Raw genomic sequence first — 16273 nt, 5'->3', positions numbered from 1 at the left:
TGCTGCCGGTCAGGTCGCTGGTGCAGTCCAGATCAGCCGGGTGCCGTGGCCGGGGGTGCTGTCGATGGTGCAGCTGCCACCGAGCGAGGCGGCGCGTTGTTCCATGTTTGTCAGGCCGCTGATCCGCGTGGGATTCTCAAAGCCACAACCATCGTCTGTTATCAGCAGCTCCACCTGACCCTGGCCGGCCGTGAGGCTGACGCTGATGTTTTTCGCCCCGGAGTGCCTGATGGCATTGCTGAGACCTTCGGAGAGCACGGGCAGCAGGTGAGAAGCGATGTCATCCGGCACCGCGTCGTCCACGGGCCCGATCAGCTGGACTTTGGGAGTGAAACCGGTGTTGCGGGCACCCTCCTGGATGGTGCGCAGGACCCGGCCGGCCAGCAGTTCCTGGCCGCCCTGGCCATCCTGGAGCGAGTAGATGGTGGTTCTGAGTTCACGGATCGTTGCGTCCAGTTCCGAAGTGGCCGCGGCGATGCGTTCATGGGCCACGGCGTTGTCCGTGTATCGGCGCAGACTCTGGATGCTCAGACCGGCGGCGAACAGGCGCTGGATCACCAGGTCGTGCAGGTCCTTCGCGATCCTGTCCCGGTCTGCGAACAGCATGAGTTCTTCCCTCAGCCGGTTGGACCGGACCAGGTCCAGGGCCAGCCCGATCCGGAATCCGAACAGGGCACTGGATTCCAGGTCAGACCCGGGGTAGCGGGCGGCCCCCGCCTGACGGGCCAGGATCAACAGGCCGTTGTTGGTGCCGGAGTGGCCCAGGGCGGCAACAAGGACGGGCCCGAGTTTCTGCGCCGCTTCTGCCCCGAAGATCTGCACGGGGTCCAGCACCGCCGCCGGGTCTCCGGTCTCCAGAACGCCGGAAACCACCGCGGAGGGGGGCAGCTCATACCCTCCAGGCAGCGGCTGTGCCCCGACGGAGGTCTGGCACCGGAGAACACCGTTGGGAGCGGGAACCGCGATGACTGCCAGCGCTGAATCCGAAACACCCAGGGCGCGTTCAGCGACAAGATCGAGGTATTCGGCAGCCCCCGGATCCGCCGCCGTGATCAGCTTGCCGCTGATTTCCATGCCGGCTTCCAGCCATCCCTGCCGGCGGCCGCTGTTCTCGAACAGTCGGGCGTTCTCGATGGCAACACCGGCGGCCGCGGCCAGCGCAACAGCGAGGTACTCGTCCTCGTCGGTGAAGTCCTCGCCGCCCTTCTTCTCCGTCAGGTACAGGTTCCCGAAGACGGTATCCCGGACCCTGACGGGGACACCCAGGAACGTCTTCATGGGCGGATGGTTGGGCGGGAAGCCTGATGCCATGGGGTGCCCGCCCAGATCGTGGAGCCGCAGCGGCTGGGGTTCCCGGATCAGATGACCGAGAACACCGTGCCCCTTGGGCAGTTCACCGATCATCCGGATTCCGTCCTCGTCGATGCCGACGGTGATGAAATGGCTCAGCGCCTGGTCCTCGCCGATGACGCCGAGCGCCCCGAACCGGGCACCGATGAGATCGCACGCCGATTGCACCACACGGTCCAGGACAGTCTCCAGGCCCAGATCCTCGGTGAGGGAGACCACGGCCGAATGCAGTCCCCGCATCTGATCCTGGGTGTGCAGAAGTTCATCGGCCCGGGCCATCAACTCACGCAGCTGATCCTCTACCCGTTGCTTCAGCGGATCTCTCCCCATCAGAGGGAACCTCTCCGGCTAAGAGGAGACCCGATGGCCAAGGCACCCGCGGGTGCGGTTGTGAATGGGAATCTGGAGTCTGGGTTCATGAAGTTCTCCCGTGTGGCGGCGCTGTCCCCCCCGACCGCGGACTGCTTCCGGGACAGGTGATGGCCGACCCACGTGTTGCGGCAACATCAAACCCAGCTGACCACCGGGAACAAGCGAATCGTGGGTCAGCTGGAATGACCGTTTCCGCCAATCACCCGAAGCCACCCTACCCCGGCAGCCGCGGAGGGCCGGTCCGTCGCCCGGTGGGATCACGAAGCGGCTTCGACGTAACTGCCGACCGGACCGGACTGCCGCTCGGACGGAGCCTGAAGGGACTGTCCGCTGCGCTGAAAAAGGTCAGGGAGGGGGCTGCCCGGAACACGACGGTCTACGCAGCGACGAGTCCACCTGCCGGTACGGGGTCGATGATACGCAGCCTGCAGGGCGCACCGGCCGGGTCCGATGCGGGCGGCAGTAGTCCCGTGCGAACCGAGGCGCGGATGCTCTCCAGAACCACCGCATCTGCCGTGGTTCCGCTGAGATCCAGGACAATTTCCATGCCCCCGAGGAAGGAATTGGTGCGCCGCACTACCGCATACAGCGCCCCGAGGTTATCCGCGGTGACGGCCCCCCGCACGCCGATCAGGGCGGAGGTCAACTCGCTGTCCAGGCCAACGAGTACATTGAGCTTATGCGCCGGCAGGCCCGGGATTGCCGACAGGGGAACGCTTCGCCGCCGCGGCATTCAGGACACCAGGTGCAGCGGGGGGCGCTGTACCGCCGTAGGCCGGAAACTGGAGGGATGGGTCCGCATCGCCTCAAGCCGGGCCGATGCGGACACAGCATCAGGCAAGACCGGGGCAGCTCCCACGGCGACGGCATTGCGGTATGCGGCGAGGACTAGGTACTTGGCTGCCACGGCAGTCCTTTCAAGAGGTGGTACTGGGCGCCTGCCCGCCAGCCCGCAATTTTGCGTGCCGTACGAACGGGGACGGCCGCTGCTCGACGACTCGCCGGAGCAGGATCCTTCGAGGAAGCCCGGCCCTGTGTGAGCGACGGACTCAGGGCCGCCGCGCGCCGATTCCACGAGCAGCACTTCCCAAAGCATCGCGCCAACCGTTGCGTCAATACAGGGGCCAAAGACCCGGCCGGGGAAAGACAGGGCCTAAGACCCGGTCGCAGTGATCAGATCTCTCGCCTGTCCTTGACGGCGCATGGAGAGCAGGAAGGTGTTGTAGTAGCCGATTCCTGCCCGGTGCGCAACGACGCCGCTGGTGTGCGGGTGAGGATTTTTCAACCTCGGCCGGGTGATATTTGAGAAGTGGACCGTGACCGGGCGGCGATACCGAAGGCTGTACACGCAGCGGCTCAAGAACGCCGGTGCGGCGACCGCCACCCAGTCCAGGAGCGTCTTGTCCGGCGCTGCCCTCACCGGGGCGCCCAGCCCGCTGTTCAAAGCCGGGTCCTTGCAACAAAGGTCCTTGGCCGGGCATCTTTCAGCTCAAGTGCGGCCCAACAGGCGGGTGGCCAGGGATCCCCGCCACCGCGCCCGACCGCCGGGATCCGCCGGTGCCCCCGTCAGGAGGAAGAGGGCGCAGGGAGTGTTCCGTGCTTGACGTACACCGCTGCCTGGGTGCGCCTCTGGAAACCGAGTTTTGCCAGCAGCGAGGACACATAGTTCTTCACGGTCTTCTCTGCGAGGAACATTTTCCGTGCGATCTCGCGGTTTGTCAGGCCTTCGGCGATTAGTAACAGCACGCGCCTCTCCTGGGACGTCAGACCTGTCAGCCTCATGTCTTCGGGCGGGGCCGTGGCGAGTCCTTCGCGGGCCCTTGCCTCCACATCAGGGGCGTAGAGAGACTCCCCCGCAGCGACACGGCGTACTCCAGAGACGAGATCGCTGCTGGCGATTTCTTTGAGCACGTACCCGGAGGCCCCGGCAAGAACCGCACCGCGCAACGCCTGCTCGTCGTTATAGCTGGTCAGGATCAGACAGCGCAGGGAAGGGTCCACTGAGCGGACGTCCCGGCAGACGGCGATGCCCGTCCCATCGGCGAGACGACCGTCGAGCACTGCCACGTCGGGTCGCAGGGCCGGGATGCGACGGACTGCCTCGGCCGCTGATCCCGTCTCGCCGACCACCTCCATGCCCTCGTCTTCAAGGACCTCGCGCAGGCCTTGCCGCACCAACTCGTGGTCATCGAGGATGAAGACTCTCAGCCTCTCCGGCCTTGTTTCGCCGTCGCCTTCCATTGCTTCCAAGATCGTGCCCAAAGTGCTCCCGTCTGGCCCCCCGGAAGGAGGGCATAGAAATCCACTTTCAGCATGTCCGGGTATCCTGCGGGCCGGACAGAGCAGAAAGTCCCGGTGATTGAGTGAGCTCAATCACCCCCAGCTCGTCCGGATGTGTCAGCCTGTCCGGAGCCCCCTAAGTACGCGGCAGATTCTAGCGACAGTCGCAACGCGCAGGGGCTGTGGTGATTTTGTCAATCTGACTTGAGCCCACTTTGGTGGTAAATCGCAGCTTGATCGGGGCCCACCTTAAAGAAGGGGCGGCTTGTGAAACAGTGAAATATCTCTAAGATTTTGCCGGGCGTCGTAGTGTCCTGTATTTGCCTGGTTTGATGTGGTTGGCCCGGAGTACCAGGCATAAGGGCCAGCTCGTGTTGCTCCCGCCCGACCCACCCGGACGCGCTGAAGAACCACGGGCCCGCCGCGGCGAGCCCGGCACTCTGCCACGCCAGGGTGGCGACGGAAAACCGGGCTGCAAGCACGCCCGCGTACGCCGCCGCGGCCAGCGCCCGCCCGGCCAGCGCCCGCCCGGCCGGTGCCGGGGCCGGGGCAGGCCAGAGTTCGGCCGCGTCCGCGCCGTAACGGTGGGAAAGGGCGGTGAACACTTCGACGATCGGGCCGGCGGAAGCGGCGAAAGCGCGCAGCCAGCCGCGCACCGTGGAGACAGGCCGGCCCAGCCTGGCCGCGATCCTCCGGTGCCCATGGCCCGTGGCGGTTTTGGCTTCGACAGCGGCGGCGATCACCGCGGCCGTATCGGCTCTCCGGGCTGTTAGCTGCAACTTTAAGCTGACCAGAGACGGCAACTTGGATTCGCCCCAACGGGGCATTTCGTGTTTAAAACGCCGGACCCGATCCAAGGATCATCGGTGGATCGAGGCCAAGCCACGGACAACACAGGAGTCCCGCTCCTGGCGCCTGCCACTGGAGCCCCGCTGGAGTCGGGGCCATCCCGGGTCTGCAGGAAAAGGCCTCAATACCCTGCCGCATGTCCAGGCGCCGTGGGACCATCCGATTATGAGTGTCATTGTTGAACGTTTCAAAAAAAGAAAAGGCAGGTAACGGTCATGAACATTCTTCTCATCGTCGTAGTGGTCCTTGCGGTTCTGTTCTTCTTCGGAGGAGGGCTGGTTCCTTCTTTGAACTTCCTGATCTGGGTTGGCGTGGTGCTGTTGATCCTCGCTGCCGTCGGTTTCTTCGCCGGGCGCAGGAGGACCTGAAAACCCCGGGCGGCAGGAGTCTGCGAAGAGTCGCTATCGGCTGGTCGGCCCTGACCTGCCGATGGCGGTGAACTGCGGCGATCGCAGGGGTTTTTGCGGATGCTCATTCAATCCTCGGATGCGAAATCAGGCGACGGGCGGGTGTCATTCTCATACGCCTACCGTGACGGGCTGCGGGTCCGGGCGAGCATCCTTCATCCCGGTGACCCCGTCAGCCGAACGCATGACGGGGGGCCGTTTATCGGGCGAATCCAACGCGGCACGGTGCGGCGTCGAGCCGTCCACGTCAGTGCGAAGGACCGGTTGTCGGATTTCCGGTGCCCGGGGCGTATCAGTGTTGCGGGCCGTTTTGTCCTGGAATCACCTGCGGCCGCATTGATCTGGATCCGGGTGTGACCAGGTGCGTCCGGAACCGGCACGGTTCACGTCTGCAGCGCGCAGGTCAACTCCGGTGAGGCCTGCCGACCTTCCCACCGCCCGGCCCCGTCGACTGTCGGCGCGCTCGTGGCGGCTGCCGTCCCGAGCGGGCCGGCCGTTCCCCCTCACGCCAATGGAGCAGGAGCCGGCCGCGCCGGGGGAAGTTTACATCCGCGCGAATTTGGCCTTCACCATCAGGTAAAGGCCGTAGCAGATCAGACCGGCGCCGACGGCGGTCAGCATATATACCCCGTAGGGCTGCTCGCGCAGCGCCTTCAACCCGCCATCCAGGCCAGTGCACTCCTGAGGGCGGGCGGTAACGGTGGCAATGATGAACAGCAATCCCACCAGAAACAGTGCGACTCCCTCGGCTATGGGGCTTGAGGACCAATGCTCGGGAAAGTCACGCTAAGCCGATCTCCAGTGGTCCGCCTTTGGTTTCAATTGCGATTCTGCGCGGTTTGGCCTCTTCGGTCACGGGGATCCGAAGTGTCAGGACGCCGGCGTTGTAGTTTGCTTTGAATCGCACCGGGTTTGATGGAGACATCGATTACCCGGAAGGATGATTCCCATGCCAGCACAACGGAAATACCCAAACGAGCTGCGTGAGCGCGCAACGAGGATGGCCATTGATGCAAGGAAAGACCCTGCGACCAGGACCGGCGCGTTCCGCCGGATCGGTGAGCAGCTCGGGGTGAATCCCGAGGCGCTGCGGACCTGGGTTAGCCGGGCCGAGACCGACGAGGGCCTGCGGCCGGGAACGACGACGGCGGACGCGGACCGGATCACAGAACTCGAGCGTGAGGTCCGAGAGCTGCGCCGGGCGAACACGATCCTGAAGCAGGCGTCGGCTTGTCTATCGCGGCGGAGCTCGACCGCCCGTCGAGGTGATGTGCGCTTTCGTGGACAAGCACCGCGATGAACACGGGGTCGAGCCGATCTGCAAGACGCTGCAGATCGCCCCGAGCACGTACTACGCCCGCCGGTCCCGGCCAGAGTCCGCCAGAGCGGCCAGCGACCGGGAGCTGGGGGAAAAGATCGAGCGCATCCACGCCGGGAACTACGGCGTCTACGGGGCCCGGAAGGTCCACAAGGAGCTGCACCGGCAGGACATCCCGGCGGCGCGCTGCACCGTCGAGCGGCTGATGCGCCAGAAGGGTCTGCGTGGGATCTCGCGGTCCAAGGGGCCGCGCACAACGAGGCCGGCGCCGGAGACCGGCAGGCCCGCGGATCTGGTCGAGCGCCGGTTTCAGGCGGCAGCGCCCAACCGGTTATGGGTTGCAGACATCACGTATGTCCGCACGTTTGCCGGCTGGGTCTACGCGGCGTTTGTCATCGACGTGTTCTCCCGCAGAGTCGTTGGCTGGCAGGTGGCCACGAGCCTATACACCGACCTGGCGCTGGACGCTTTGGAGATGGGCATCTGGGCCCGGACCCGGGACGGCGCAGACCTTACCGGGCTGGTGCATCATTCGGACCGCGGCGTGCAGTATCGTGCGATCCGCTACACCCAGCGCCTCGAGGAAGCGGATGCGGTGGCCTCCGTCGGGTCCAAGGGCGATAGCTATGACAATGCCCTCGCCGAGGCGTTCAACTCGCTGTTCAAGGCCGAACTTATCCGCAACAAGGGCCCATGGCGGGACATCAACCATCTCGAGGTCGCCGTGGCTGAGTACGTAGATTGGTTCAACCACCGGCGTCTCCACGGCGAGATCGGCCACGTCCCGCCAGTCGAATACGAGCAGCTCCACGCCGGCCACCCGGCCCCGGAACTGCTCTCAATTTCCTGCTAAAAACGTCTCCACAAAACCCGGGGCTTGACACTTTGACGTTGTCCGGCTTCAGGGCATCACCGGGGATCAGCTGCCGGCCGAAGATGCCGCGGGGACGCTCGGAAGCGACCATCTCGGTGCCTTCACCTACCGGGTTCTTCCGCTCGGCGCGGACGGTCAGGGTGTTCTTTTCCACGTTGAGGTGATCGAGTCGACCTCTACGCCGGGCAGATCGACCGCGACGACGAATTCATCGCCTTCCCGCCAGGCATCCATTGGCATCGCCGCCGGGTGCGCCACCGTACCCAGCACCTGTTCGGCGAGCCGGTCCAGCCGGCGGAACGGATCGTTAAGCATCAACTTGGCGCGCTGATCCTGTTCGTCTTTCTCCTGCCGACGGCCTTCCTGATGCATGCCTTCGGGAAGGAAAGCTACCCTCAAAGCCGGGCGATGGAGCAGGTCCAGTTCTTGAAGGATCTGTCGCTGGCCGGAACGGCGCTGGTGATGTTCGCGGCGTTCGCCGCCCTGGGCGACGACCTTGACCTTGTCATCGCCGGGCCGCTGCTCAACTTCCGCTAAGCGCCCACCCCTGTCATCGGGGGTCCCGGTTGAGAGGCGGGGCGGGATCAGCGCCGGCACCCGCTCCGGACCGGACCGGATATCCTCTGCCACAACGAGGGACCGGAAGCATTCAGGCGTTCAGTGTCGCCCGTGCACGGGTGCGCATCGGGACCGGAGCGCGCCGGTCTCCGCCAGCGGGGAGCCCGCGTTCGGCCGGTGCGCGTTTAGGCGTACCACTGCCAGCCCGGCGGTGCCCAGTCTTCCGGGGCATGGTGGGAGTAGTGTTTGCCGCAGTGTTTGCAGCCGTAGCTGACGACCGGAGGCCGCAGGCTGTCCCGGTCCGGGGCGTAGGATGCCGGAACATATCCGCTGAATTCCAGGTAGGCGTCGGTGCCGCAGTGACGGCAGCTGGGCAGTGACGGCGGTCGGGCGGGAACGGACTCCCGGAGGTGTCGCCGGTCGCGTCTCGGGGCTGTGATTGTCATGTAGGTCCCACACACTCCTCATTAAGTGATGCCGGCCTGTTCTGCCCGGATCCAATCCCGGGAGCAAGGTACCGGTCCCGGCATGGTTCTCCCGGCAGGTGTACGCAAATCAGATGCTGGCTCGCCCCGCCGGCGCAGGCCCGTATTCCTGTTGAAGGGTTCCGAATGGGCGCGGATACCAGAGCGGGGGTTCGGGTCACTCTACTCTCGAGGCGGCCTGTCCGGAATCCCCCGTCGGCAGGGCGGTTCTGCGGGCATCACCCCTGCCCGGCGGCAAGGGTGCCCGGTTTTTCAGGGTTGTGCTGCGTCGAAGAACCGGTACTCCCGGGGCGGGGCTTCCGCCTCGTGTGCCTTGGCCTGGATGAAGTCGCGGTCCTCCTGGGAGAGCACGGTCTCGCCGGGCCGGTCACCCTCGTCGGTGCCCGTCTCCTTACATATAGTCGCGGTGATGGTGCGGGGCAGGATCAGACACCCCGGATTATCGATGAGCCACTTCCGTGTGGCGGAATCGAGGCGGTCCCACTGATCCTTGATGCTCATGCCAATCTCTGCTTCCTTCCTGTGTGAACTCATGCCGACAGAACCCCGGCATGGGATCCCGGTATGAGAGTGTGCTCAGGGTACGCCCTCCGGTCGGTGAAGGGACAGGGGCAGGCCGGCGGCGCGGGTGAAGCACGGGGACGCTAGGAAAGCGTCTCGATTTCGACGAACATGATCCAGGCGGTGCCGCGGTTTTCGACGGTGCGGGAGGCGCCGGCGGGGCGGGCGTAGCTTATGCCAATACTCAGTTCGACGGCGGTCTCGGTGCCGTCCGTGGCGGTCGCCCACAGGGTGCCCTCGGTGAGGGGCACGACCACGTACTCGTGCTCGTGCACGTGCGCCGGGATCGTATCGCCCGGTTCCAGTTCCCAGCGGGTTACCCGGAAGGTGCCGTTCTCGATCTGCGTTTCACTGATGGGCAAGGTCGCTCCTATGGGTTGCTGTTGCCGCCGTGCCGGTCACCGGGGCGATCCGTCCCCGGCCAGGGGAACTGCCCTGGAACGGTTCAGGCAGCCCTGTGGCGGCGGGGGTCGCGGTCGCGTGTGCTGTGTCCCGGCCTTGCGGGCGCGCCGGTCGCCGTCCAGGGTGGCAGCGCGCCGGCCGAACGGGCCGCCGTCAGCGGAGCGGCGGTGGATACCGGGGAGGTAGTCCGGGTCGCGGGCCGGGTTTTAGCCGATGGTCTGTGGAGGGGGATGTCGGGGCAGAGATCAGTGATCAAGCCCATGCCGGCGTATTCGCGGACGGCGGTGATGCCGGCGACAGCGGCCGCTTTGTCAGGGAATGGCCTGGAAACGGCCATCACGGTCCCGTCGGGGGCCGTGAGCCTGAATTTGAAGTGCTTGTCTTCGTCGTGGAAGAGTTCGAATGTACCTGTCATGGGTGTCCTCCTGGACGCGGAAGGAGCCGCGCCGGCTTTCTCCTCGGGTCCGGGACGCGACGTTGCATTCCGGAGACTCTGGTCAGGCAAGGGACTCAGTTCTGCGTGTCTGTGACGCGCGACACGCACATGCGGGCTAAGACTACGCGGTCAGCAAGCGTACTGACCAGTACCCGAACCAGGCCGGGCCTGACGGACCGGAAGCCCGCGGCCCTGAACTTGAACCAGGCCGGCAGTGCCAGAGCGCGAGGAATTCCCGCATTCCTTGGGTCTCGACCCCGGCAGCGGGTACCACTATCAGGCCGTCGGTCCAGAACTCCTCTGCACACCGGCAACCGGGCTGGTGTCCGTTCCGGGCATGTATCCGGAATTGATGTCAGGTGAGGTCCGTGGGGTGGTCCCCTGACTGGGCTGCTTCGGGCTCTCCGCTACCGGACAGGCTCCGCCAGATGATTACTCCTGCGGCCGCGGCCGCGGTGAGGAGGCCCGCGGCCAGCCATGCCTTGGCGTGGCCGTGGTCTGTGTGCCTGAGTTTGCGCTCGGCGCGGTGTACTGCCGTTTCGGCAGCCTTCCGTGCCTGTTTCGCGGCCTTCTGATTCCCCGTGAGCGTGAGGACCACCGCGTGGGCCACCTCGGGCACATTGGCGTCGTCGAGCCGGGACAGCGCCCATCGCACAGCCGCTTCCGCCTGGGGCGAGCGGTCCTGGGCGACGTGTTTGATCCAGCCCGCCACGCGGGGCTGAACGTCGTGCGCGGTCTTGTTCCATCCGATCATGGTGATCTCCTTACGGTCCGGTGGCTGCGGGACCTGAGTTGGATGATTCTTACCGCACCGGCCACGGCGACCAGGACACCTCCGCCCACCGCTGCGATGAACAGGGCCATCCCCAGGGATATGGTTCCCTCCAGGGTGAAGAAACGTACCCTGACATCGTCCTGGTTCTGCACGATGAAGGCGATGAGGAGGACCAGCAGCACCAGGGCAGCTACCGTGGAGACCCAGACCATCCCGGCGCGGGTGACCGCCGGGCGCTTGCCGGCGGCCGGTGTGGGCGCCGGGCCGGGCGCCGGCTGAGGCGCCGGCTGAGGCGCCGGAGGCGGTTCAGCATTCACGCGGTCTCCTCGTTCCTCCCATTGGCGTTCTCCATCCCCGAGGGCTGGACTAACCAGGGCAGGGCGGTCCGTGCGCCCCGTCCGCGGCAATCCATGAGTTGCGCATCAGCGTTTTTTGAAAGCGTCCTTGACCTTCTCTGCAGCCTGCTTCAGGCTTGCCTTGGTCTGGTCGGTTTTGCCTTCGGCTTTCAGGCTTTCATCGCCGGTCGCTTCCCCGGTCGTCTCTTTGCCTTTGCCCGCGGCCTTCTCGGTAGCGTGCTTGAACTTGTCACCCAAACCCATGATCATTCCCCTATCGAGCGGATGGTCCGCCGGAGAGCCCCGGGGACATGTTCATCGTAACCCCGGGTGCCGTCACCGGATCCTCATTCTGCGCGCCGGAGGACCTGCCCTCGCCCTGGCCCGACATTGTGCTGATAAGGCCGCCCGCGGTCCGGCCCCCGGGCATCCCCGTCAGACCCGGATTCCGAGGCACCGTGGGCACTGCGCGCTGTTCATTCGCGCTGCCGCTTCGGCCTGATCCGGATGCCTTCCCGAGGGGACGTGGCCGGTGCCTGAGAACCGCCCGGCGGAAGAGCCCTCGGGCGAGCAGTGCCAGCAACCGGGCAGCCCCGGCCAGGAACAGCAGGGCCGCGAACAGCACAAGCCCGGCGAGGAACATGGTGACCAGCATGAGCGTTCCCAGGAAGATCAGGTGCAGCGAAACCGTGTACGGGTCCTCCACAGCCCCTCCCTTCCGCCAGCAGCACCACCACCCCGCCGGCCGGCGGTTCCTCATTCTCTCCCACAACCGGCCCGGCCGGCGTACCTGGGCACCGCCGCGTTCCTCCCGCAGGAGGCGGGCGGCGTCCAGGATCCTGCGGGCGAAGATGACGCACTGGCCATCGGTGAGTGTGGCTGCGCTGGCGGAGGCCCATCCACGTTCCCCATCATGGACCGTGGACATGGCCTCGCGCAGGTCCAGCTGGAGGGCATGGACGCCCGGCGGCAGCCTGTGACCACAAGTGGGAGCACTTCGATGACCGCCATAAAATGTCAGTCAAGGCCAACACCGCCATCGCCCGCGAGCTCGCCGGCTGGTGCTGGTCACTGGCCGCCCCGCTCCAGCAAGGAGAACGCATGAACGCGGCCTGACCATAACGTGCCCCGGACGGTGGTACACCGGTGACGTGGCAGCATGCGGAGCTAACTCGAGAGCCAGCTATGAGCAAACGGTCCACGGTCCTCCTGGTCGCGAAGGTGTGCTGCGTAGGCGAGTTTCGTTGGATCGACCACGCTACGCTAAGCCGATCTCCAGTGGTAACGATGGTCGCCTCGGTTCGTTGAGCCTGTATGGATAAACATAAATATTTGACTGCGGCCGAGGAGGCCTCGTACGGGAGATTCGAGGCGCAAGCCCCGGAACAGGCGGTGTTGGAGCGGTTCTTCTTCCTGGACGACGCCGATCTGGACCTCGTCGCGAAACGGCGCGGTGATCGCAACCGAATCGGGTTCAGTCTCCAGCTGGTGACCGTCCGACACCTGGGCACGTTTCTGGAGGACCCCCTCGACGTACCGACCACGGTGGTGGATTATGTGGCCGGACAAGTCGGGGTGGCGGATCCGTCGTGCGTGAAGGGGTACTTGGAACGGCGGCCGACGCGGTTTGAGCATCAGGCGGAGATCGCCGAGGTATACGGTTATGTCTCCTACGCCTCGGCGGAGGCGGAGTTGATCGGCTGGTTGGACGGACAGGCGTGGACGACCGGTGATCAACCGAAGCCGCTGTTCTACGCGGCGGTGGGATGGTTACGGGCGCGGAGAGCGCTGCTGCCGGGGGTCACGACTTTACGGGACGAGGTGGCCAGCGTCCGTAAGAAGGCGGAGACCAGGCTGTACGCCGCCCTGGCGGGGGCGGTGACCGGCGAGCAGGCCCTTGAGCTGGAGAAACTGCTGCAGGTGCCCGAGCCTAGCCGTTGGTCGCAGTTGGAGATGTGGCGCAAGGCGGGGAAGAACACGACAGGGCGCGGCATGGTCATGGCGCTGAACCGGGTATCGGAGATCGCTGGGCTGCACCTGGGCGAGGTGGATGTGGGCGGGGTGCCCAAGCGGCGGTTGATCGCTCTGGCGAAGGAGGGCAGGAACGAGACGGCGACCAAGCTTGACCGGTTGCCGTACGAGAAGAAGATCACCACACTGCTGGCCACGGTGCGGTGGCTGGAATTTAGCGCCACCGACGACGCCCTGGAACTGTTCGACGTATTCATGTCCAACGAGCTGATCGGGCGGGCAAACAAGGCCGCGGAGAAGGCCACAATCAAGCGGGCGCCGATGGTCGCCCGGCACGCCCGGGTACTCCAGTCGGTGGTGGAACTTCTGCTCGAGGCCGAGGGGGCGAGTGAGGAGATTCCGTTGGGCCTGGTGTGGGAAATGATCGAGCACCAGGTGGGCTCCCGGGCGCAGATCGCCGCGGCGGTGGAGGGAATCCGGGAAATCATCCCGCCGCCGCAGGCCGAACCGGAGGGGCAGTGGCGGGAGGCGGTCGTGGAGCGGTACGCCACCGTACGCGGCTTCGCCAAGATGCTATGCGAGGTAGTCGGGTTCGCGGCGACCGCCGACGCACACAAGATCCTGGCGGCGATGCAGGACCTGGCGCATCTGCTGGACCTGCGGGAGAGCGTGAAGGTGCCCAAAGGGTACCTCGATGCCCGCAAAGTCGACCTGTCGGTGGTGCCGAAGGGCTGGTGGCAGAAGCTGGTGTTCCCCGCCGGCAGGCCCGGGGGCACGGTGGACCGCAACGCCTACGTGTTCTGCGTCCTGGAGCAGTTCCACACCGCGCTCAAGCACCGCGACATCTTCGCGGCCACCTCCGACCGCTGGTCAGATCCCCGGGCCCGGCTACTGTCCGGCCCGGCGTGGGAGAACGCGAAGGGCCCGGCGCTGGGCGCGTTGCTACTGCCGGAGCAGCCCGACTCGCTGCTCGCCGAGCATGCCGGGACCTTGGACACGGCATGGCGAACGGTGGCCGGCGGGATGATCGCAGGCGGGGACATCACCGTGGACACCGACGGCCGGATGCACCTGGACAAGGACGACGCCCTGGAGGAGTCGCCCAGCCTGAAAGAACTGCGTACCCGTGTAGCCGGCATGATCCCGCGCGTGGATCTGTCGGAGCTGGTGCTCGAGGTGATGGGCTGGCGCCCGGACTTCACCGCTTCCTTCACCTCCGCAGCCGGCGTGTCCTCCCGGCTGAGCGACCTGCACGTCTCGGTCGCCGCGCTGCTGACCGCGCACGCGCTGAACATCGGGTTCGGACCGGTGATCGCCGACGCTCCGGCGCTGACCCGCGACCGGCTCTCCCACGTCGACCAGCACTACCTCGGCTCGGACTCCTACGCCGCAGCCAACGCGGTGCTCATCGATGCCCAGGGCACCAGCGACTTGGCGCAGGCGTGGGGCGGTGGGCTGGTCGCCGCCGTCGACGGGATGCGGTTCATCGTGCCGGTCCGCTCCGTCGACGCCCGCCCAAACCCGAAGTACTTCCACCGAAAGAAGGGCGTGACCTGGCTGAACATGATCTCCGATCAGTCCGTCGGGCTGGCGGCCAAGGTGGTGTCGGGCACCCCGAAGGACACCCTTCACTTCGTGGACCTGCTCTACAACCCCGACGGCAGCCAGCGGCCCGAGGTGCTGATCACCGACCAGGGTTCCTACTCCGACATCGTGTTCGGACTCGTCACCTTGCTGGGGTTCGACTATCGGCCGGTCCTCGCGGACCTGCCCGACGCCAAGCTGTGGCGGATCAACGGGTCAGCCGACTACGGCCGGCTCGACAGGACCGCCCGGGGAAAGGTTGACGTTGAGAAGGTCCGCCGGCACTGGCCGGACATCTGCCGGATCGCCGCTTCGATCCACACCCGCGAGGTCTCCGCCCACGATGTGATCCGCATCCTGCAACGCGACGGCCGTCCGACCGATCTGGGCGAGGCGGTGGCTCACTACGGCCGGATCTTCAAAACCCTGCACGTCCTCACCTTCGTCGATGACCCGGCCTACCGCCGGGAGATGAAAGCGATGCGCAACCTCCAGGAGAGCCGCCACGCCCTGGCCAGGCACATCTTCCACGGCCGCGAGGGCAAGCTCCACCAGGCGTACCGTGACGGGCAGGAAGACCAACTCGGCGCCCTGGGCCTTGTCTTGAATTGTGTGACGTTGTGGAACACGGTCTACCTCGACCACGCCCTGACCGCACTGCGGGAACAGGGCTACCCGGTGCTCGATGCCGATGTCGTCCGCCTGTCGGCGTACGTGCGCCGGCACATCAACGTCCACGGCCACTACTCCTTCCAACTTCCCGACCTCTCCGGCGGCCGCCGCACGCTGCGCGATCCAGACCACCGCGACAGCGACTAGGAGTAAGACGCCGGAGCAGGCAGCCACGTCGCATCCCCGGGCATGGGTCCGTGGCCGGGACAGCGAGGTCCTCTCCGCACTGAAGGTGCTCTCCGGGTTCGATGCCGACCTGACCCATGAATGCACCCGCGCGATCAACCGTCTGCGGTCGCTGCTGCAGATATTCCCTGGCCTTGAGCGGGCTTTCCCGGGGACCGTGCTGGTCAGGTACGCCGGTCCCACCGGTCTGCGCGCTGCAGGCCGGTCGAACGTGCTCTGAGGTTTCCCCTGAAAGAGAAAACGGCAGTGTGTCTGCACCACGTCGGCAGTTCAGTCAGGAGTTCAAGGATGAGCTGGGGCGAGGCCTGAGTTGAGAAGCTCACTCGATGGCAATCCCAGAGGCGTTGAGGCTCTGAGCTGAGCCGATGGTGACACTCCCCCGAACGCCCCCGGCGATACTATAATCTGATTCACACCCCGCAGCGGGAGATGAGCGATGATACGCGGAATTGGCAGGCGCAAAATGGGCAGGCGCGGAATAGGTCTGATCGGGATCGTGTATCTGATCATCGGGGTAGTGGTCGCCGCCACCCACGGCTATCTCGTGGCATGGAACGTTCCCGGCAACATTCTGGAAGGCCTCGCGGCGATTGTCCTGTGGCCTCTCGTGGCCCTCTTCGGGGTCGATCTGCACACGTTGATCGCATAGGACCCCGCAAATCCAGGCTGCTTACGGGCCTTCACCGTTCGTGGATGAAACCGCTTGCCGGGACGCGGCGGCGGTGCGTCACGTTTGTTCTGCGTGTCCGGGTGCCATTTCAGCACTGAGGAAGACCTGCCACCCGGGGCCGAAAATTACAACCGTATGCCCGCAGCGAAGAAACGGAGCCAAAATCCACGCGGCGGACCCACCGGCCG

Annotated in this window: 18 protein-coding genes, 2 pseudogenes and 1 other annotated feature; of the genes and pseudogenes, 5 read left to right on the top strand and 15 right to left on the bottom strand. The window is 65.8% G+C overall.

Annotated elements, in window-relative coordinates; genetic code table 11:
• Window positions 1–9 precede the first annotated feature (9 nt).
• The 5 genes from ASPU41_RS14330 to ASPU41_RS23065 all read right to left on the bottom strand — a co-directional run bounded on the left by ASPU41_RS14330 (window position 10) and on the right by ASPU41_RS23065 (window position 4745).
• Window positions 10–1680 (bottom strand): GAF domain-containing sensor histidine kinase, encoded by a 1671-nt coding sequence (locus tag ASPU41_RS14330; RefSeq protein WP_069951485.1) that lies wholly within the window; start codon window positions 1678–1680, stop codon window positions 10–12.
• 418 nt (window positions 1681–2098) lie between these two features.
• Window positions 2099–2455 carry a hypothetical protein gene (locus ASPU41_RS14325; protein WP_157357006.1) on the bottom strand — a complete coding sequence of 119 codons (357 nt, stop codon included), beginning with the start codon at window positions 2453–2455 and terminating at the stop codon, window positions 2099–2101.
• Window positions 2456–2875: 420 nt separating this feature from the next.
• Window positions 2876–3166 carry a hypothetical protein gene (locus tag ASPU41_RS14320; protein ID WP_069951483.1) on the bottom strand — a complete coding sequence of 97 codons (291 nt, stop codon included), beginning with the start codon at window positions 3164–3166 and terminating at the stop codon, window positions 2876–2878.
• Window positions 3167–3288: 122 nt separating this feature from the next.
• Window positions 3289–3963 (bottom strand): response regulator, encoded by a 675-nt coding sequence (locus ASPU41_RS14315; RefSeq protein ID WP_069951482.1) that lies wholly within the window; start codon window positions 3961–3963, stop codon window positions 3289–3291.
• 233 nt (window positions 3964–4196) lie between these two features.
• Entirely contained in the window at window positions 4197–4745 is a 549-nt protein-coding gene (locus tag ASPU41_RS23065; RefSeq protein WP_197515663.1) for a helix-turn-helix domain-containing protein, read from the bottom strand.
• A gap of 321 nt (window positions 4746–5066) precedes the next feature.
• On the opposite strand from ASPU41_RS23065, the gene ASPU41_RS23060 reads away from it, so the two are divergent.
• Window positions 5067–5219, top strand: coding sequence for a hypothetical protein (locus tag ASPU41_RS23060; RefSeq protein WP_197515662.1), 153 nt, complete (start codon window positions 5067–5069; stop codon window positions 5217–5219).
• A gap of 582 nt (window positions 5220–5801) precedes the next feature.
• Here ASPU41_RS23060 and ASPU41_RS14305 read toward each other — a convergent pair.
• The gene (locus ASPU41_RS14305) at window positions 5802–5984 is read right to left on the bottom strand and encodes a DUF1206 domain-containing protein (protein ID WP_069951480.1); all 183 of its coding nucleotides are present in this window, start codon (window positions 5982–5984) and stop codon (window positions 5802–5804) included.
• A gap of 223 nt (window positions 5985–6207) precedes the next feature.
• Here ASPU41_RS14305 and ASPU41_RS14295 point away from each other — a divergent pair.
• Window positions 6208–7429, top strand: a protein-coding gene (locus tag ASPU41_RS14295) for an IS3 family transposase (RefSeq protein WP_157357005.1) whose coding sequence is annotated in 2 segments (ribosomal slippage) — window positions 6208–6497 and window positions 6496–7429 — 1224 coding nt in all. Because the reading frame shifts where the segments join, the coding sequence is not laid out codon by codon here.
• Window positions 6486–6601, top strand: a sequence feature (AL1L pseudoknot). (Overlaps the previous gene by 116 nt.)
• Before the next feature lie 25 nt (window positions 7430–7454).
• Here the strand turns inward: ASPU41_RS14295 and ASPU41_RS23465 are convergent.
• The 9 genes and pseudogenes from ASPU41_RS23465 to ASPU41_RS14250 form a co-directional block, all read right to left on the bottom strand.
• A pseudogene (locus ASPU41_RS23465) lies at window positions 7455–7822 on the bottom strand (Hsp20/alpha crystallin family protein); the annotation flags it as partial.
• A gap of 371 nt (window positions 7823–8193) precedes the next feature.
• Complete coding sequence (locus ASPU41_RS14285) at window positions 8194–8454, bottom strand: hypothetical protein (protein ID WP_069951476.1); 261 nt, start codon at window positions 8452–8454, stop codon at window positions 8194–8196.
• A 291-nt stretch (window positions 8455–8745) separates the two neighbouring features.
• Window positions 8746–8994: a hypothetical protein gene (locus ASPU41_RS14280; protein ID WP_069951475.1), complete on the bottom strand. Its 249-nt coding sequence runs from the start codon at window positions 8992–8994 to the stop codon at window positions 8746–8748.
• Between the two features lie 143 nt (window positions 8995–9137).
• Window positions 9138–9416 (bottom strand): cupin domain-containing protein, encoded by a 279-nt coding sequence (locus ASPU41_RS14275; protein WP_083266522.1) that lies wholly within the window; start codon window positions 9414–9416, stop codon window positions 9138–9140.
• Between the two features lie 83 nt (window positions 9417–9499).
• Entirely contained in the window at window positions 9500–9871 is a 372-nt protein-coding gene (locus ASPU41_RS14270; protein ID WP_069951473.1) for a YegP family protein, read from the bottom strand.
• Between the two features lie 376 nt (window positions 9872–10247).
• A complete protein-coding gene (locus tag ASPU41_RS14265; RefSeq protein WP_069951472.1) occupies window positions 10248–10646 on the bottom strand; it encodes a hypothetical protein in 399 nt (132 codons plus the stop codon).
• Complete coding sequence (locus tag ASPU41_RS14260; RefSeq protein WP_231941080.1) at window positions 10643–10984, bottom strand: LapA family protein; 342 nt, start codon at window positions 10982–10984, stop codon at window positions 10643–10645. Before ASPU41_RS14260 ends, ASPU41_RS14265 begins: the two co-directional genes overlap by 4 nt.
• 105 nt (window positions 10985–11089) lie before the next feature.
• Entirely contained in the window at window positions 11090–11266 is a 177-nt protein-coding gene (locus ASPU41_RS14255) for a CsbD family protein (protein ID WP_069952709.1), read from the bottom strand.
• 10 nt (window positions 11267–11276) lie between these two features.
• A complete protein-coding gene (locus tag ASPU41_RS14250) occupies window positions 11277–11708 on the bottom strand; it encodes a hypothetical protein (protein WP_083266521.1) in 432 nt (143 codons plus the stop codon).
• A gap of 608 nt (window positions 11709–12316) precedes the next feature.
• Here ASPU41_RS14250 and ASPU41_RS14245 point away from each other — a divergent pair.
• From ASPU41_RS14245 to ASPU41_RS14240, 3 genes and pseudogenes are all read left to right on the top strand, one after another.
• Window positions 12317–15376 carry a Tn3 family transposase gene (locus tag ASPU41_RS14245; RefSeq protein WP_069951470.1) on the top strand — a complete coding sequence of 1020 codons (3060 nt, stop codon included), beginning with the start codon at window positions 12317–12319 and terminating at the stop codon, window positions 15374–15376.
• Between the two features lie 55 nt (window positions 15377–15431).
• Window positions 15432–15632, top strand: a pseudogene (locus ASPU41_RS24055) (IS110 family transposase); the annotation flags it as partial.
• 219 nt (window positions 15633–15851) lie between these two features.
• A complete protein-coding gene (locus ASPU41_RS14240; protein ID WP_069951469.1) occupies window positions 15852–16064 on the top strand; it encodes a hypothetical protein in 213 nt (70 codons plus the stop codon).
• Window positions 16065–16273 lie beyond the last annotated feature (209 nt).

The sequence above is a fragment of the Arthrobacter sp. U41 genome (assembly GCF_001750145.1).
GTDB lineage: Bacteria > Actinomycetota > Actinomycetes > Actinomycetales > Micrococcaceae > Arthrobacter.
This window is presented reverse-complemented; position numbering and strand designations above follow the sequence as displayed.